The following is a 16624-nucleotide window of genomic DNA, read 5'->3' on the forward strand; positions in this document are numbered from 1 at the left end:
TTCTCCTCCCCCGTTATTGGATGGCCCCTTGCATCAATCCTTTACGCAACTGCTTCTGGCCGACAAACAACAGTACCAATGTCGGCAGCATCGCCACAACGGCCGCTGCCATGACGACGCCCCAACTGTTCGCCATTTCTTGCGTCTGCAGCTGCTTCAGCCCGATCTGCACAGTGCGGACGCGATCATCGCTCGTGACAAGCAGCGGCCATAAGTACATGTTCCAAGCATCCAAAAAACTATAAACCGCCAGTGTCACCAAGCCGGTTTTGGAAAGCGGCAACGCAATGTGACAAAAAAAGCGGAAATTCCCGATGCCGGACAGACGAGCCGCCTCATACAGCTCGTAAGGAATTTGGCGAAACTGTTGCCGCAATAAAAAGATGCCAAACGCCATCGCCCAAAAGGGAATCGTTAATCCGAAATAATGGTTCGTCCAACCGAGCTGCTGGACCGTTAAAAAATTCGGAATGACCGTCGCCTCCCACGGAACGAGCATCGTTGCAATGCAAATGTAAAACCAGGCATCGCGGCCGGGAAAGCGGAGAAACACAAAAGCGAAAGCAGCCAAGCTCGAAACGATCAGGCGACCGATCGTGATCACGGAAGCGACAAACAAACTGTTGAGCAAATACGACCCGAGCGGCGCCTGTTTGAACGCCGCTTGATAGTTGGTCCACTCCCACCGCTCAGGCCACAGGCGCCCAGCAAAGATATCGGCTTTATCCATAAAGCTCATCAACAGAGCATAGACCATCGGAAATAAAAGAAGCGCTGAACATATGCATAGCCCCCCATAATAAGCAACAAACCGGACCGTTTTCATTGATAATGCACCTTCCTCTCGGCAAACCGAAACTGCAAAAATGTAATCGCGGCGATGATGACAAACAGTACGATCGCCTGGGCGCTGGCGAAACCGAACTGATAGTTGACGAACGCCTCCCGGTAAATGGCATACACGAACACATTGGTGGCATCCACCGGCCCGCCTTTCGTTAAGAAGTCGATTTGTCCGAACGTTTGCAGCGCTTGGATGAGCGAGACGGTCGTGACAAAAAACAAAGTCGGCGATAGCAGCGGCACGCTCACCGTCCATAATTGGCGCCAATAGCTAAGTCCAGCGATGCGCGCGCTTTCGTACAAGGACGGATCGATGTTTTGCAGGCCGGCCAGCAACAACAAAAAGGTGAAACCAATATTCATCCATATCGTTGCGATCGCCACCGCATACAACGCCGTATCGGGATCAAGGAGCCACGAAACAGCGGGAAAGCCAAGCGCAGACAGCAAGCGGTTCATGATCCCGATGGCTGGGTTGTACATAAACATCCAAATAATAGAAGCTACGGCCACGCTCATTCCCATCGTCGAAGCGAACAATGTTCGAAAGATCCCGATTCCTTTCCGCTTTTCATGGACGAGCAGCGCTAGGCAGAAAGCAATGGCGACCGTTGTCGGAACGGTAAGGGCGGCAAAGAAAAACGTCGTCTTTACACTGTGCCAAAACGATTCATCTTGAAACAGGGCGGCAAAATGCGCCCAACCTACAAAACGGATGGGAGCTCCTTGGTAATTCGTAGAAAACATGCTTAAGTACAACGTTCTTGCCAACGGATAGAACAGAAAGACGCCAAACAACAGCAAGGAAGGCAAAAGATAGACCATCCCTTCCATCCATGCCTTCATCGCCGTCCGCCGCACCGTCGGCTGGGTTGGAACGGGCCATGCTGATGGCATGGGGGATGAAACCCGGTCATTCATCGCTCAAATGCCTCCTCTTCTCTTCTCGTCGGCGGCCCGATCCGCTTGCTGTGGCCATCGAAAAAGTGGAGGGCATGTTCATCAAACGAAAATGACGCCACTTCGCCGACAGTCACATTTGCTTGTCCGCTCCAACGCGCCGTCCAATGAATTTGTTTCGTCAATTCAAACGTTACAAGCGTTTCGCTGCCAAGCCGCTCTACATGGACGATGCTAGCCGTTACATGCCCGTCCCCGAGCGCTACCCGATGAATATGCTCCGGACGAAGGCCGATCGTCACCCGTTCTGTCTTCGGCAAAGGGCGGCGCATCAAGCGAACGGGGCGCTCGTTTTGCAAAAGAAGCGAATGTTCAAGCACGTGCGCCTCTGCCAAGTTCATAGGCGGCGTTCCGACAAACGAAGCCACGAACGTATTGGCCGGATGATTGTATATGTCAAGCGGGGCGCCAACTTGCTGCGGATGCCCAGCCCGCAAAATCATGACCCGATCCGCCATCGTCATGGCCTCGGTTTGGTCATGGGTGACGTAAATCACCGTCATGCCGAGCTGCCGCTGCAAACGGCGGAGCTCAACACGCATGGTCGCTCGCAGTTTCGCATCCAAATTGGAGAGCGGTTCGTCCATTAGGCAAAGCGGCGTTCTCGCTACAATCGCCCGCCCTAAAGCGACGCGCTGGCGCTGTCCTCCCGACAGTTCCCGCGGTTTTCGTCCCAATACATCCGTCAGCCCGAGCATTTCCGCCGCTTCTAGGCAACGGCGCCTTTGCTCTTCTTTCGGCACCTTTTGCGCCTGCAAAACGATGCGCATGTTTTGCTCGACGGTCAAATGCGGATATAACGCATAGTTTTGAAAAACCATCGACAATCGGCGCGCATGAGGCGGCCAATCGTTCGCTACCTGCCCGTCGATCAATATGTAACCGGACGTCAGCGATTCAAGGCCAGCAATAAGCCGCAGCAGCGTGCTTTTACCGCATCCCGATGGGCCGACAAGCACAAAAAACTCCCCTGATTCAATCGCCACACTCACATTCTCCACAACCTGCTTTTTGCCATCATACGATTTCGTCACGTCAATAAGCTCAAGAAACGCCATTGCCTTCCTCCTCTTTTTCCGTTTTCTATTCCATCGTAATCCATTTTTGTAAATACAGTCTGAACGTACGTTTTGATTTATGTAAATATTTCGTAATGAAATCCCCTACGTTACCACTTCAAAGTTCCTCCTCTCGTTCTCCGGCACACGGTTCATTAAGCTGTCACTGGGACTTATGTTGAGGGCAATAAAAAAGACGCCCTGCCAACGCAGAGCGTCCTGTCTTTAAATACGATTGTCTTCCTAAACAGCGGCAACCATCCGCCCAATTATCGGACCCCTCTCATCAACCGCTGGATGCTTGGCGCAAGGGCGAATAAGATCAAGCTTAAAACGAGCGCCGCCCCGCCGATCGTGCCAAAGTACGCCGTTTCATTCTCCGGCGTGTAAAAGCGGACGAGCTGGGCGTTGATCGCTTGCGCCGCCGCGTTTGACAAAAACCAAAGGCTCATCGTTTGCGCCGAAAACGCCGCCGGGGCGAGTTTCGTCGTCGCCGACAGACCGACCGGCGACAAGCAAAGCTCGCCGAGCACGACGATGAAATAGCTCAACACAAGCCAAATCGGATGGACGAGCTCACCACCGCTCAAATGCCCAGGCACGAGGATAACGATAAACGACAGGCCGGCAAACAACAGGCCAAGAGCGAATTTTTGCGGGATCGTCGGCTGCCGTTTGCCGAGCTTCACCCACATCCACGCGAACACCGGAGCCAAAATAATGATAAATAGCGGGTTCAGCGACTGGAACCATGCAGGCGACAAGTGGATGCCTGCTACATCCAACTGCGTACGCTTGTCTGCATAGTTCGCCAAAATGGTTGACCCTTGTTCTTGAATCGCCCAAAACATCGCCGAAGCGACAAACAGCGGAATGTAGGCGATGACGCGCGACCGCTCTTCGGCCGTCGTTTTCGGGCTGCGGTACATCACGACAAAATAAATGATCGGGATGATGATGCCTAAAATACCGACAAGGGAAATAAACGTTTCCACCGTAAACCAACCGTTGGGAATCAAAATCGCGAGCAGCACAGCAATCACGACCGCTGCGCCCCCGGCGACCGCCGCCGTTTTTTTCTTTTCTTCCGGCGTCAGCGGGTTGGGGACATACGTCCCGGCCAGCCCAAGATTTTTCGTTCTTGTCGCCACAAACACAACTAGCCCAAGAAACATACCAACAGCAGCGAGCCCAAAACCGAGATGGAAGTTGTATTTCATCCCCACTGTGCCAACAATAAGCGGAGCCAAAAACCCCCCGAGGTTGATGCCCATGTAAAAAATGCTGAACCCGGCGTCGCGGCGGTCATCGCCAGGCTTGTACATATCGCCGACAATGCTCGAGACGTTCGGCTTTAACAACCCGGTGCCAAGAACGATGAGCGCCATCGACACAAACAGCGCCGCCGCCCCGCCCGGAACGGCCAACGCGATATGGCCAGCCATAATGAGAAGGCCGCCGTAAAAGACCGCGCGCGACGTACCGAATACACGGTCGGCAAGCCAGCCGCCAATGATTCCCGACATGTACACAAGCGCCCCGTAAATCGACATGATCGCGAGCGCTAGATGCTCATCGAGCCCCAACCCGCCTTTCGACACTTCATAATACATGTAATACACTAAAATGGCGCGCATGCCATAGTACGAAAAACGCTCCCAAAACTCAGTAAAAAAGAGCGTAAATAGTCCTTTCGGGTGACCAAAAAACCCCCGTTGAGGAACACTGGAAGCGATTTCTTTTTTATCAAGAGATACCATCACAACTAACCTACCCCTTCTATAAATTCTTTAATAATAATAATTCATTATGTTTATATTGTCAAAATTTTTTTGTATGATATTTACTCAAACATTCATTGCTAAACCAACAAAATTAAAAAAATACTATTATTTTAAAATAAAGGTATCGGAAGGATTTTTCCCGTTTCTTTTTTTCGTTCAAGGAAACGCTTTTTTCAATCCTCGTGGATCCATGTATCATCAATGACAAGGAACCATGATTTCCTAAACAACACCGTTTATCTTTTTTCTTGCTTCCACCGCATTCTAAATCCTAATTGGTAGCATAAGAAAGGATGTTACCTATGAGCGAGACGTAGCATCTGGTTTTAGGCAAGCTTCCGTTCTCGTACGAAACGTGTTATACTTATTGCTATACCGATCACCGACGGAAGGGGATGTGGAGATGCTGTATCCGTATAACGGAAAACGTCCGAATGTTCATGAAACTGCTTTCATCGCTCCCGGCGCCTATTTGATCGGAGACGTCACCGTCGGGCCGGAATCGACGATTTGGTTTAACGCCGTGTTGCGCGGCGATGAAGGGCCGATTACGATCGGCGCACGGACGAGCATTCAAGACAATACAACATGCCATTTGTACGAAGGATCGCCGCTCGTTGTGGAAGATGAAGTGACGGTCGGTCATAATGTAATCCTTCACGGCTGCACGATCCGCCGGCGCTCGATCATCGGCATGGGATCGACGATTTTAGATGGAGCCGAAATCGGCGAAGAATGCATCATCGGCGCCAACACATTGATTCCATCCAGCAAAAAGATTCCGCCCCGCTCGCTCGTCATCGGCTCCCCTGGAAAAGTAGTGCGTGAGCTGACGGACAAAGACCTTGAGCTCATCCAGCTGTCGATTGATACATACGTTCAAAAAGGAAAAGAGTATCGCGAACAGCTGGCCAATCATCGGCAATAACGCCATAACACAGCTGGTTGCACAAAAAAACGATATTCACAGCCATCTGTCTGTACACCTTATCGTTAAAAGAAAAAGAGCCAGCCAGAGGGCATGGCTCTTCGTTTATGATTCATCCGCGTTTTGCACAATCAACTTCCACACTCATCACGCGGTTTTGCTTCCATTTTCAGAAGTTCATCACTTTTTCAATGGCATGCAAAACGCGCGCTGGCGTTGGCAAATAATCGTCTTCATAAGCGAAAAACGGCACCGGAACGTCAAATCCCGTCACCCGTTCGACCGGCGCTTTTTGATAGAAAAACGAAGTATCGTTGATGACAGCAAGAACATCATTAGCCAATCCACCTGTTGCATGCGCTTCCTGAACGATCACGGTTCTCCCTGTCTTTTGCACCGACTCGGCGATGAGGTCCTTGTCAAGCGGATAAAGCGTACGCAAGTCGATGACATCGGCATAAATCCCTTTTTTCTCCGCTTCTTCCGCCGCCTTCATCGCAACGGGCACCATGGCCCCCCACGCAATGACGGTCACGTCGTCCCCTTCCCGCCGTTTTTTTCCTTTGCCGATTTCAACCGTATATTTTCCTTCCGGAACGTCTTCGCGAAACGCGCGATAGCTGCGCATCGGTTCTAAGAAGAGGACAGGGTCCGGGTCTTCAATCGCGGCGATGAGCAGCCCTTTGGCGTCATACGGCGACGCGGGACAGACGACCTTGATTCCCGGCATATGGGTAAACAGCGCTTCCGTGCTGTCCGAATGAATTTCCGGGGCTCGCACGCCCGCGCCGTACGGGGCGCGAATGACCAAGGGCACGGTAAAATGCCCTCTTGTCCGCGCACGCATGCGCGCCGCATGGGTCATGATTTGTTCATAGGCTGGATAGATAAAACCTAAAAACTGAATTTCGACGACAGGACGAAATCCATTGAGCGCCATTCCAATCGCCGCACCCGTAAATCCGGCTTCGCTTAGCGGCGTGTCCACCACCCTCTCCTCGCCAAATTCCTCCAGCAATCCTTCGGTCGCGCGAAACACGCCGCCATTTTTCCCGATGTCTTCCCCAAGCAGAATGACATCTTCACGCTCTTTGAGCATGGTGCGAAGCGCATCATTGACCGCTTGCACGATGGTGAGCGATTTGACGCCTGCTTTGGTGATCATCTTTCCATCCCCCGTTTCCACTGAAGATACGCTTCTTTCTGCTCGGCAATCGTCCATGTCGGTTGGGCGAACACAAAATCAAACATGTCCGACACATTCGCTTTTGGGTAACGTTCCATTTCCACAACCGCCTGCTCGATTTCGGCGTTCACTTCCTCTTGCACTTGATTCACCCATTCTTCATCCCACCACCCTTCCCGCTGCATGAAGCGCTCGACCCGCTTGATTGGATCGGTTGTTTCACGCCGTTTCTTGCTTTCCTCCTGATCGCGATATCTGGACGGGTCATCGGACGTCGTATGGGCGCCATAACGCCATGTCACTGCTTCAATTAACGTTGGCCCCCCTCCATTTCTCGCCCGCTCGAGCGCCTCAGTTGTTTTGAAATACACAGCAAACACGTCATTTCCATCGATGCGAAGGCCGGGAATATCGTACGCCAACGCTTTTTGCGCGATCGTTTTTGTCTTCATCTGACGGGTAATCGGAACGGAAATCGCATATTGGTTGTTTTGGTTGAAAAAGACGACGGGCGCGTGGAAAACGCTCGCGAAATTCAATCCCTCATGGAAATCTCCTTCCGATGTCGCCCCATCACCAAAGTACACAATCACCGCATTTTTCGTCCCCTTCCATTTTTCAGCACACGCCGCCCCCGCTGCATGAGGGAGTTGCGTAGCAATAGGAACGCTCGGCGGAACGATTTTTTTCCCTTCAGGTGGAACACACCCTTCCGTCCGACCTTTCCAGTATAAAAGCGTTTGCGTTAAGGAACGGCCGAACGTCATCATCGCTCCATGATCGCGGTAAGTCGGAAACATCCAATCGCCGTCGTCGAGGGCAAGCGCGCTTCCGACTTGACACGCCTCTTGCCCTTCGTACGGCACGTACGTCCCAATGCGCCCTTGCCGCTGCAGGCTGACACATTTTCGGTCAACCATTCTCGTGCGAAGCAGATGGCGATACATCGACATCGTCAATTCTTTCGTGATTTGTTCACGATATTCAGGCTGCACGATCGCTCCTTCTTCATTCAATAGTTGCACCATCGGAAAATCGAGTTCCATATCCTATTCCTCCTCTCCATGGTGTCGAATGGCCGATCCATCAGCTCAATACCGCACGATCGCTCACGAGCTGTTCCCCGCGAATGCGTTGGAATTCCGCGAGCAACTTTTCTACCGTTAAGCGTTTCTTTTCATTCTCATCCACTTCCAAAATGATCTGCCCTTTATCCATCATGATGAGCCGGTTTCCTAAATCGATGGCTTGCTGCATATGATGGGTGATCATCAAGGTCGTCAATCGATATCGCTCCACAATCTCTTTTGTTAAGTTGGTAATCAGCTCCGCCCTGGCCGGATCGAGGGCCGCTGTATGTTCATCGAGCAGCAAAATGGCAGGTTCGGTAAACGTCGCCATCAGCAAAGACAACGCCTGCCGCTCTCCGCCCGAGAGCAAGCCGACTTTCGCCTGAAGGCGGTTTTCTAAACCGAGATGAAGGGTGGAGAGTAACTCGCGAAACTCATCGCGCCGTTTTTTCGTCACTCCGCGGCGGAGCGTGCGCTTTTGATTGCGTGTATACGCCATCGCCAAATTCTCCTCGATCGTCATGTTTGGCGCCGTTCCGGCCATCGGATCTTGAAACACCCTTCCGATATAGCGGGAGCGGACGTATTCCGGCATCATGGTGACATCTTGACCGTCAATCCAAATCGTTCCTTCATCAGGAAACAATACCCCTGAAATTACATTCATCAAGGTCGATTTGCCTGCTCCGTTGCTGCCGATCACAGTGACAAAATCGCCTTTTCGAAGCGTTAAATGAATGTTTTGGAGCGCGATCTTTTCATCAGGCGTTCCTTCGTGAAACACTTTATAAATCCCTTTTAACTGCAACATCCGCCTCACCCTTTCCTGTTGCGGCCACGGCCATCACCTGCGCCCGATTCCGTCTTTTTTCTTCTTTGCGTTTTTTCTCTTTTTGTTGACGAGCCATTTGCGGGACAACGAGCGCCAAAATGACAATGCATGCCGTAATGAGCTTCACATCCCCTGTCTCGAGAAATTGGACGCGCAAAGCGAGACTCACGACAATGCGGTACATGATCGCTCCACCAATCACGGCAAGCGTGGCTCGCGCGATCGTTTTCGTTCCAAATACCGCTTCGCCGATAATCACAGAAGCCAGACCGATAATGATCATGCCAATTCCCATCCCGACATCGGCAAACCCGCCGTACTGGGCAACCAGCGCCCCCGAGAACGCGACCATGGCATTGGAAAGGCCCAACCCGAAGACAATGAGCGAGTTGGTGTTCGCCGACAGACTGCGAATCATGCGCGGATTATCGCCCGTCGCCCGAATCGCAAGCCCCATTTCCGTCTGCAAAAACCAGTCTGTGAACCATTTAAACAAAAGAGCAAGCAACGTCATCGACAGGAGAATCCCCCATGTTTTCGCTGCGGCCGAGTCAAGTCCGAACGTTGTCCCCCATTCTTGAATGGTTGTAAAGACGGTCTTTTGATTTAAAAGAGGTACATTCGAACGTCCCATGATACGAAGATTGATTGAGTACAGCGCGATCATCATTAAAATGCCCGACAAAAGCGGATTGATTTTCCCCGCCGTATGAAGAAGCCCGGTCATACACCCTGCAGCGAATCCAACGAAAAGGGCCAGACACGTCGCCATAAATGGATCAGCCCCATTGACGATCAACGTCGCCGCCACCGCAGCCCCGGTCACAAAGCTGCCGTCCACCGTTAAATCCGGAAAGTCTAAAATACGAAACGATAAATAGACGCCTAATGCCACGATGGCATAAATCAGCCCTGATTCCACCGCTCCTGTCATTGCCGTCAACAAAATCGTTCATCCTTTCATTCGATGTATTCTGCCATTTGTTCCCATTCAGACTTCAGTTTGATTCCTTGCTTTTCCGCTGCTTGTTTATTGATCACCAATTTTAATTTTTTTGGATATTCTGGTTTGATCGCTGACGGTTTGGCTTCTCCTTTTAAAATGGCGACTGCCATTTGCCCCGCTTGATAGCCGATATCGTAGTAATCAAACCCGTACGCCGCAAAGCAGCCTCGTTTTAATGAATCGAGCTCCCCCGTAAAAACAGGGATTTTTTTCTCATTAGCAACGCTGACAACCGATTCAATGGCAGATACAACGGTGTTGTCCGTCACGATGTAAAACACATCTGCCTTGCCAACTAACGACTCTGCCGCCTGTTTCACCTCGGCTGTGGTCGAAACGGAGGCTTCCACCAACTTCAAATCCGTATGTTTCGCCGCTTCCTTCACTTTTTCAATTTGCGCCACTGAGTTTTGTTCGCCTGCGTTATAAATAAGCCCAACGGTTTTCGCATCCGTTTGCTCATCGATGAATTGAATCGTTTTGCCAATCGCATCGGGATGGCTGTCCGTTGTTCCCGTGATGTTTTCCCCTGCCTTGTCCATCGATGGAACTAAACCGGCGCCGACCGGATCGGTCACAGATGTAAACACAATTGGAATGTCTTTCGTGGCATTGAGCGCACTTTGCGCACTCGGAGTCGAGTTGGCAAAAATGAGGTCAACTCCGTCCGATACAAAGTTATTCGCGATCGTTTGGCTGTTGTTCATGTCACCTTGGGCATTTTGAATATGGTACCGAACATTTTTTCCCTCTTTCAATCCCCCGTCTTCAAGCGCCTTTTTAAATCCATTGAAGGCGGCGTCCAGCGACGGATGTTGAATGATTTGGGTGACGCCAATCGTAAACGTTTTCTGCTTTCCGTTTTCTTTCACACCGTTCGTCGCCACCTCCTTTTCTCCCTCACAGCCTGAGAACACCAAAACTCCAAGAATGAGCGGGATGGTCAAGCGTCTGATGGCTATGTTCATGAATAGATCCTCCCCATTCCTTTATTTTCAATCAATCATTATCTGAATAAACTTTTAAATTGGTATAGTATATATTTTCAGATAAATAAATCAACAAAATGAACTAATGATTCGTTTAGTGACGAACAACCCATTTGGGTCGCTTTTGATGTGTAAAGAAGTGATTGCGGCGTTTGCGTTTTTCGAGCCGCTCTTCACAAAATTGGTCGGCTGCTTCGATCGTTGTCATTCCTTCTGATTCGGCCCGCGCATAAATGACGAGCAACGTATCGTAAATCGCCTTCGTTTTCGAAAGCACCCGCTCTTTGTTCGCTCCATACAGTTCATCGGCCACTTGAATGAGCCCGCCGGCGTTGACGATATAATCAGGGGCATACACGATGCCTTTTTCTTTCAACATGCGGGCGTGGCGTTTGTCAGCCAACTGATTGTTTGCCGAGCCAACGACCGCTTTCACTCGCAGCTCGGCGATCGTTTCATCGTTGATGACGCCGCCAAATGCGCATGGGACGAACACATCGGCTTCGATGCGATAAATATCCGTTCCGTTTACCGGTTTGACGGACGCCCCGATTTGCTTGCCGTACGCTACGACCTCTTCCACTGCCGCTTCGTTCAAATCGCACACATACAGATCCGCCCCTTCTTCAAGCAAACGAAGCGCCACTTTTTTTCCGACTTTTCCGAGTCCTTGCACTGCATACGTTTTGCCATGCAAGTGCTTGCTGCCGAACACCACATCGTTCGTCGCCTGAATGCCGTAAACAACGCCCGCGGCGGTCGGCACCGATGAGTCTCCGCTTCCGCCATACGCTTCTGGAACGCCGACAATACAATTCGTCTCTTTCAGCGCGTGCACGAAATCGTCCGGCGTCGTCCCCATATCCGTGCCCGTGTAAAACCGGCCGCCTAATGATGCAACGAACTGACCGAAAGCGCGAAACAATTCCGGCGATTTGTCTTTGCGCGGGTCGCCGATGATCACCGCCTTGCCGCCGCCAAAATCGACATCGGCAGCCAAGCATTTATACGTCATCCCTTTTGACAGCCGAAGCGCATCGGCGAGCGCTTCTTCCGTCGTGGCATACGGATACATCCGACAGCCGCCGAGCGCCGGCCCAAGAGCCGTGCTATGAATGGCAATGATCGCCCTTAGACCGGTCGCTTCATCGAGACAAAACACCACCTGTTCATGTTCACGCATTTGAAAAAACAGGTCCAAAGTTTGTGATTCATTTGCAGACAACATGATATTCACTTCTTCCTCTCTCCTTTGCTTTACTGCTTGAAAGCGTTTTCAAGTTAATATAACAAAAAATATTATCACGTTAAAATAACGTAATACTATTTTTATAGTAACGATGTTCATTGTTAGTGTCAATCCTCTGTCAACCAATTTTTCATCGCCAAAAAAAGACGCCACTTGACAGGCGTCTTCGTTCGATCAGCGAAATAGTTTGGATAATGATTGCCACTGCGTTTTGGCTTCCGTCATCATTTGTTCAAACAGCTCGGCCACCGTTGGCACGTCATCGATGAGGCCAGCGATTTGCCCCGCGTTGATAAATCCTTCCTGAAAATCACCAGAAAGCGCGCCGCGGCGATGGCGCTCCTCCGATGTATATTCTTGAAACTGCTCGAGCGGCATGCCTTGCTGTTCATACGCGAGCAGCTTCTTGGCATATGGCGTGCGCATGACGCGGCGAATGCGCCCGACTGAGCGGCCGACAATCACCGTTTCATTTTCCTTTGCCTCGACAAGCCGCTGTTTATACGCTTCATGAAACGGCGCTTCTTTCGTGGCCACCAGCCTTGTGCCGAGCTGCACCCCTTGGGCGCCGAGAGCCAGCGCGGCAAGCAGCCCGCGCCCATCGCCGATGCCACCGGCAGCAATGACCGGAACGCGGACAGCGCTGGCGACTTGCGGGATGAGCGTCATCGTCGTCAGCTCGAGCGGCGAGTTAATCCCTGCCGCTTCATATCCTTCAGCGACGATTAAATCGGCGCCTGCCGCTTCCGCTTTTTTCGCCTGCTGGACCGAGGCAACAACGACGATCACCTTGATGCCATCTTCGGCAAAGCGTGGAATCCATGGCGCCGGATTGCCGGCGGAAAGCGAAACGACCGGCACTTGATGTTTGATGACAAGCTCGGCGATCTCCGCGGCGTGCGGCGTCACCTGCAATGGGATGTTCACGGCAAATGGCCGGCTCGTGCGCCGCTTCGTTTCGATAATCAGCGCCTCCACCTCAGCGGGCGGCATCGTTCCGGCTCCGATCGTTCCAAGCCCCCCCGCCTCCGATACGGCGCTCGCCAGTTCCGCGTTGCTGATGTTGCCCATCCCGCCTTGAATGATCGGATAACGAAGGCCAAGCAAACGGCAAACATCATTCATTATATTCACACTCCGTAAAAAATGCGTTATATGATATACATAATACCACATTTTTTCGAAGATGAGAACGATTTGAGTGTAACATCAATTGCATGTTTCCTTCCCAATATAACTGGGCATTTTGTCATTTCGTCATCATTCAATACGACGCCCACAATGAAAAACCTGCAACGATTGATGCCCGGGCAAACCGACAATGTTCATTCAGCAGCCACTTTCCTCTGCCACAGTCCCATACCAAACATTCCATAAACGGCAACCGGGATGCACAGCGTTGCGCCGTACATCCCGGTTCAGTCCACCGATATCTCTTCCTCTTCCTTTTTGCCAAGCTCCGCTCCTTCTTGAAACACCGCTTCAAAAAAACGGCTGGCTGGTGCTGCGAGTTGTTGGTAATAATCGCTGAACAAGGCGGACGCATGGCTTCCCATCCACTCATTCGGCAACAGCTCTTCTGGCAAGCTGGGGTCGATGAACAAAAACTTTCGGTATTCATGGACGAGCTTCGTCCGCTCGACAAAACATTCCGCGTCCGACATTTCGCCGCGCTCGATTTTATGTTTGTCAATGACGTATTTTTGACTGTAGACCGCAATAAACTGCTCGTATTTTTGGTTGATCTCTTCTAAGTTCCAGCACTTTTCCACAAGTTGCTTATTCGTATGCGGTCCATCGTATTCGGCAAGAAAGAAGTCGACATACGGGCGGATGTCATACTTGTCGATCAAGTCGTACACTTGTTGCTCTAAATTATTCGGTGAAATCCAGCAGCTGTTGGAAATCGTGCCGAATCCGCTCCAAACAAGCTCCTTTCGCAGTTCATCGCGCAAATGCCGCTTATCCTCAGGAATGGTATAGATGAGAATGCGCCATTTCCCGTCCCAATGCTCGGGACGCGTTTTGTAAATGCGCCGCGCCGCTTCTTCCATCCGCTTGACGCCGCGCTCCGTGAGCGAATAGTAGCTTTTGTTGCCGCGTTTTTCCGCGCGAATCCAGCCTTGTTTGCTCATGCGCGACACCGCTGCCCGCACCGCCTGGTCGTTATGGCCGAACTCGCGAAGAAGGCGGATCAAGCTGCCGATCCAAATTTCACCGCCGTAATGGCGGATGTAGTCGCCGTAAATCGTAAAAATGAGTGAGCGCGTATTCATCCGACGAAACTCCCTTTATCTTGTTTTCGAACTATAATCGTAACAAACTTTTATCACGCTGGCAAGACGGACGAAAAAACAAAAGGAATAAAAAAAGAGCCGCACCACTAAAAAGGCAGGCAGCTCTCGATGAGATAAAAACATGCGGCCACAGCTTCGGTAGCTTCATCTAACTTAGGTAGGCATCATTTGAGCTGGCTGGATGACGGGTCGTCTGAACATAACCAGCCTTTCCGCCGAACCAAGGCAAGGCGCTCTCACCGTTCATCGGCGTTTTTCACTATCGTCGCGATTCCTTGGCCGACGCCGATGCACATCGTCGCCAAGCCATAGGTGACGCCGCGTTTTCGCATTTCGTAAATCAATGTCGTCAAAATGCGGGCGCCGCTCGCGCCAAGCGGATGACCAAGCGCAATCGCCCCCCCGTTGACGTTCACTTTCGCCCGATCAAGCTCAAGCTGCTGGATGCATGCCAGCGCTTGCGAGGCAAACGCCTCGTTCAGCTCGACAAGCCCAATGTCATCGATGGACAGCCCGGCGCGCCGCAGCGCTTTGCGCGTCGCAAAAATCGGGCCGATTCCCATCACCGCCGGTTCCACGCCGGCGACAGCGGACGTTACGTATTTGGCTAACGGCTTTAAACCGAGCGCTTTCGCTTTATCGGCACTCATCAACAACAGCGCCGCCGCCCCGTCATTAATGCCCGAGGAATTGCCAGCCGTTACGGTGCCGTTTTCAAACAGCGGCGGCAGCTTGGCCAGCTTCTCCAACGTCGTATCCGGGCGCGGATGTTCATCCTTGTCAACAACGATCCGGTTACCTTTCCGATCGTCGTAAACGACCGGCACGAGTTCATCGGCAAACCGATTCGTTTCGAGCGCTTGTTTCGCTTTCATTTGGCTTTCGTAAGCAAACTCATCTTGCGCCTCGCGCGCAATGCCGAATCGCTTCGCCACATGTTCCGCCGTTTGCGGCATGCTGTCGGTGCCGTACATTTCGTGCATCTTCGGGTTGATAAAGCGCCAGCCGATCGTCGTGTCGTACATCTCTATATTGCCGCGCGGAAAATCGCTTGACGGTTTGGCCATCACAAACGGAGCGCGCGTCATGCTTTCCACGCCGCCCGCGATCACAATGTCCGCCTCATTGGCCAAAATCGCCCGCGCCGCATAATTGACCGCATCAAGCCCCGAACCGCACAGCCGATTGACCGTCACCCCCGCCACCTCCATCGGCAGCCCGGCCAACAGCGCCGCCATACGAGCGACGTTGCGATTGTCTTCCCCCGCCTGGTTCGCGTTTCCAAATACGACATCATCGATTTGTTCCGGCGGCACGTTCGGGTTGCGTTCCATGAGCGCCCGGATGACAACGGCGGCCAAATCGTCCGGCCGCACGTCTTTCAACGCCCCTTTATAGCGGCCGATCGGGGTGCGCACGGCATCGACAATCACGACTTCTCTGCCCATGTTTTCTCCCTTCCTTTTCTCGCGGATTAGCTGTCTTCCCGATTCGTATAGTCATAGACGCCGCGGCCGGTTTTGCGGCCGAGCCGCCCCGCTTTGACGTATTGCTCCAAAAGCGGCGCCGGGCGGTATTTTTCTCCAAGTTTTTCGTGCAAATAGTTTAAGTTGTTCAGTCGCGTATCAAGCCCGACTAAATCTGCGAGCTCAAACGGCCCCATCGGGAAATTGAGGCCGAGCTTGATCGCCTTGTCGATCTCTTCCGGCGTCCCGACCCCTTCTTGCAGCATGTAAAACGCTTCATTGCCGACAAGGGCGCTGATCCGGCTGGTGACGAATCCCGGAAATTCATTGACGACAACGGTCTCTTTCCCCATTCGCTTGGCCACTTCTTTCGCCACTTGCGCCGTCTCGTCGCTCGTCTCAAGGCCACGGATGATTTCCACCAGCTTCATTTTATGGACCGGATTGAAAAAGTGCATGGCGATCACCCGCTCCGGCCGCTTCGTAAACGAACCGATTTCGGTCGGACTCATGGTGGACGTATTCGTCGCAAAATAGCACGACGCCGGCGCATGGGCGTCCATCGTCTCGAACACTTGTTTTTTCCGTTCAAGCTTTTCCGGCACCGCCTCGATCACCAAATCGGCATCACGCACAGCGGACGCCAAATCAAGTGAATACGACAGGCGCGCCTCGGCTTCTTGCCGCTCGCTGTCGGTCAATTTCCCGCGAGCAACGGCTTGTTCGAACAACGAAGCAATCTCTTTCTGGGCGCTCTTCAACTGTTCTTGCTGAATGTCCACTACTATCGTCTGGAATCCGCCGACAGCGCCGACATAGGCAATGCCTCTCCCCATCACGCCGCTGCCGACGACAACAAGGCGTTCGATCATCGTCTTCCCCCTCTCCTGCTCTCGCATATCATGGCGGATGCCTCAAGCCGGTGTGCCTTTCGCCAAGCAGTGAACGCCGTCAAA

General features: G+C 52.1%; 15 protein-coding genes. 1 reads left to right on the plus strand and 14 read right to left on the minus strand.

The window, feature by feature from the left end:
- Positions 1–13 precede the first annotated feature (13 nt).
- The 4 genes from B4113_RS03390 to B4113_RS03405 form a co-directional block, all read right to left on the minus strand.
- On the minus strand, positions 14–826 hold the full coding sequence (locus B4113_RS03390) for a carbohydrate ABC transporter permease (protein WP_033019393.1): 813 nt from the start codon (positions 824–826) through the stop codon (positions 14–16).
- The gene (locus B4113_RS03395; RefSeq protein ID WP_033019394.1) at positions 823–1764 is read right to left on the minus strand and encodes a carbohydrate ABC transporter permease; all 942 of its coding nucleotides are present in this window, start codon (positions 1762–1764) and stop codon (positions 823–825) included. Before B4113_RS03395 ends, B4113_RS03390 begins: the two co-directional genes overlap by 4 nt.
- On the minus strand, positions 1761–2861 hold the full coding sequence (locus B4113_RS03400; protein WP_033019397.1) for an ABC transporter ATP-binding protein: 1101 nt from the start codon (positions 2859–2861) through the stop codon (positions 1761–1763). Before B4113_RS03400 ends, B4113_RS03395 begins: the two co-directional genes overlap by 4 nt.
- Before the next feature lie 269 nt (positions 2862–3130).
- On the minus strand, positions 3131–4621 hold the full coding sequence (locus B4113_RS03405) for a peptide MFS transporter (protein ID WP_033019399.1): 1491 nt from the start codon (positions 4619–4621) through the stop codon (positions 3131–3133).
- Between the two features lie 427 nt (positions 4622–5048).
- On the opposite strand from B4113_RS03405, the gene B4113_RS03410 reads away from it, so the two are divergent.
- Positions 5049–5573: a gamma carbonic anhydrase family protein gene (locus tag B4113_RS03410; RefSeq protein ID WP_033021362.1), complete on the plus strand. Its 525-nt coding sequence runs from the start codon at positions 5049–5051 to the stop codon at positions 5571–5573.
- A gap of 169 nt (positions 5574–5742) precedes the next feature.
- Here B4113_RS03410 and B4113_RS03415 read toward each other — a convergent pair whose 3' ends face one another.
- The 10 genes from B4113_RS03415 to B4113_RS03460 all read right to left on the minus strand — a co-directional run bounded on the left by B4113_RS03415 (position 5743) and on the right by B4113_RS03460 (position 16540).
- Positions 5743–6738: an alpha-ketoacid dehydrogenase subunit beta gene (locus B4113_RS03415; protein ID WP_033021360.1), complete on the minus strand. Its 996-nt coding sequence runs from the start codon at positions 6736–6738 to the stop codon at positions 5743–5745.
- Positions 6735–7805 carry a pyruvate dehydrogenase (acetyl-transferring) E1 component subunit alpha gene (pdhA, locus tag B4113_RS03420; protein ID WP_033843730.1) on the minus strand — a complete coding sequence of 357 codons (1071 nt, stop codon included), beginning with the start codon at positions 7803–7805 and terminating at the stop codon, positions 6735–6737. Before pdhA ends, B4113_RS03415 begins: the two co-directional genes overlap by 4 nt.
- 40 nt (positions 7806–7845) lie before the next feature.
- Positions 7846–8640 carry an ABC transporter ATP-binding protein gene (locus B4113_RS03425; protein ID WP_031408994.1) on the minus strand — a complete coding sequence of 265 codons (795 nt, stop codon included), beginning with the start codon at positions 8638–8640 and terminating at the stop codon, positions 7846–7848.
- The gene (locus B4113_RS03430) at positions 8615–9607 is read right to left on the minus strand and encodes an ABC transporter permease (RefSeq protein WP_033843729.1); all 993 of its coding nucleotides are present in this window, start codon (positions 9605–9607) and stop codon (positions 8615–8617) included. Before B4113_RS03430 ends, B4113_RS03425 begins: the two co-directional genes overlap by 26 nt.
- Before the next feature lie 14 nt (positions 9608–9621).
- Positions 9622–10635: an ABC transporter substrate-binding protein gene (locus B4113_RS03435; RefSeq protein ID WP_033843727.1), complete on the minus strand. Its 1014-nt coding sequence runs from the start codon at positions 10633–10635 to the stop codon at positions 9622–9624.
- A gap of 115 nt (positions 10636–10750) precedes the next feature.
- Positions 10751–11893 (minus strand): Glu/Leu/Phe/Val dehydrogenase, encoded by a 1143-nt coding sequence (locus B4113_RS03440; protein ID WP_033843725.1) that lies wholly within the window; start codon positions 11891–11893, stop codon positions 10751–10753.
- A gap of 186 nt (positions 11894–12079) precedes the next feature.
- Complete coding sequence (locus B4113_RS03445; protein WP_081897207.1) at positions 12080–13081, minus strand: nitronate monooxygenase family protein; 1002 nt, start codon at positions 13079–13081, stop codon at positions 12080–12082.
- A gap of 242 nt (positions 13082–13323) precedes the next feature.
- Positions 13324–14181 (minus strand): phenylacetic acid degradation operon negative regulatory protein PaaX, encoded by an 858-nt coding sequence (gene paaX / locus B4113_RS03450; protein WP_033843722.1) that lies wholly within the window; start codon positions 14179–14181, stop codon positions 13324–13326.
- 257 nt (positions 14182–14438) lie between these two features.
- Entirely contained in the window at positions 14439–15650 is a 1212-nt protein-coding gene (locus B4113_RS03455) for an acetyl-CoA C-acyltransferase (RefSeq protein WP_033843721.1), read from the minus strand.
- A 26-nt stretch (positions 15651–15676) separates the two neighbouring features.
- Positions 15677–16540 carry a 3-hydroxyacyl-CoA dehydrogenase gene (locus B4113_RS03460; RefSeq protein ID WP_033843720.1) on the minus strand — a complete coding sequence of 288 codons (864 nt, stop codon included), beginning with the start codon at positions 16538–16540 and terminating at the stop codon, positions 15677–15679.
- Between the last annotated feature and the right edge of the window lie 84 nt (positions 16541–16624).

Origin of the sequence: Geobacillus sp. B4113_201601 (genome assembly GCF_001587475.1) — a bacterium.
In the GTDB taxonomy this organism is placed as follows: Bacteria; Bacillota; Bacilli; order Bacillales; family Anoxybacillaceae; genus Geobacillus; species Geobacillus icigianus.

What these genes read in the sequence shown, in the direction of transcription:
- B4113_RS03425 (WP_031408994.1), bottom strand. Translation starts at nt 8,640, where the DNA reads ATGTTGCAGTTAAAAGGGATTTATAAAGTGTTTCACGAAGGAACGCCT.
- B4113_RS03395 (WP_033019394.1), bottom strand. Translation starts at nt 1,764, where the DNA reads ATGAATGACCGGGTTTCATCCCCCATGCCATCAGCATGGCCCGTTCCA.
- B4113_RS03445 (WP_081897207.1), bottom strand. Translation starts at nt 13,081, where the DNA reads ATGTGGTATTATGTATATCATATAACGCATTTTTTACGGAGTGTGAAT.
- B4113_RS03400 (WP_033019397.1), bottom strand. Translation starts at nt 2,861, where the DNA reads ATGGCGTTTCTTGAGCTTATTGACGTGACGAAATCGTATGATGGCAAA.
- B4113_RS03405 (WP_033019399.1), bottom strand. Translation starts at nt 4,621, where the DNA reads ATGGTATCTCTTGATAAAAAAGAAATCGCTTCCAGTGTTCCTCAACGG.
- B4113_RS03410 (WP_033021362.1), top strand. Translation starts at nt 5,049, where the DNA reads ATGCTGTATCCGTATAACGGAAAACGTCCGAATGTTCATGAAACTGCT.
- paaX (WP_033843722.1), bottom strand. Translation starts at nt 14,181, where the DNA reads ATGAATACGCGCTCACTCATTTTTACGATTTACGGCGACTACATCCGC.
- pdhA (WP_033843730.1), bottom strand. Translation starts at nt 7,805, where the DNA reads ATGGAACTCGATTTTCCGATGGTGCAACTATTGAATGAAGAAGGAGCG.
- B4113_RS03435 (WP_033843727.1), bottom strand. Translation starts at nt 10,635, where the DNA reads ATGAACATAGCCATCAGACGCTTGACCATCCCGCTCATTCTTGGAGTT.
- B4113_RS03455 (WP_033843721.1), bottom strand. Translation starts at nt 15,650, where the DNA reads ATGGGCAGAGAAGTCGTGATTGTCGATGCCGTGCGCACCCCGATCGGC.
- B4113_RS03415 (WP_033021360.1), bottom strand. Translation starts at nt 6,738, where the DNA reads ATGATCACCAAAGCAGGCGTCAAATCGCTCACCATCGTGCAAGCGGTC.
- B4113_RS03460 (WP_033843720.1), bottom strand. Translation starts at nt 16,540, where the DNA reads ATGATCGAACGCCTTGTTGTCGTCGGCAGCGGCGTGATGGGGAGAGGC.
- B4113_RS03390 (WP_033019393.1), bottom strand. Translation starts at nt 826, where the DNA reads ATGAAAACGGTCCGGTTTGTTGCTTATTATGGGGGGCTATGCATATGT.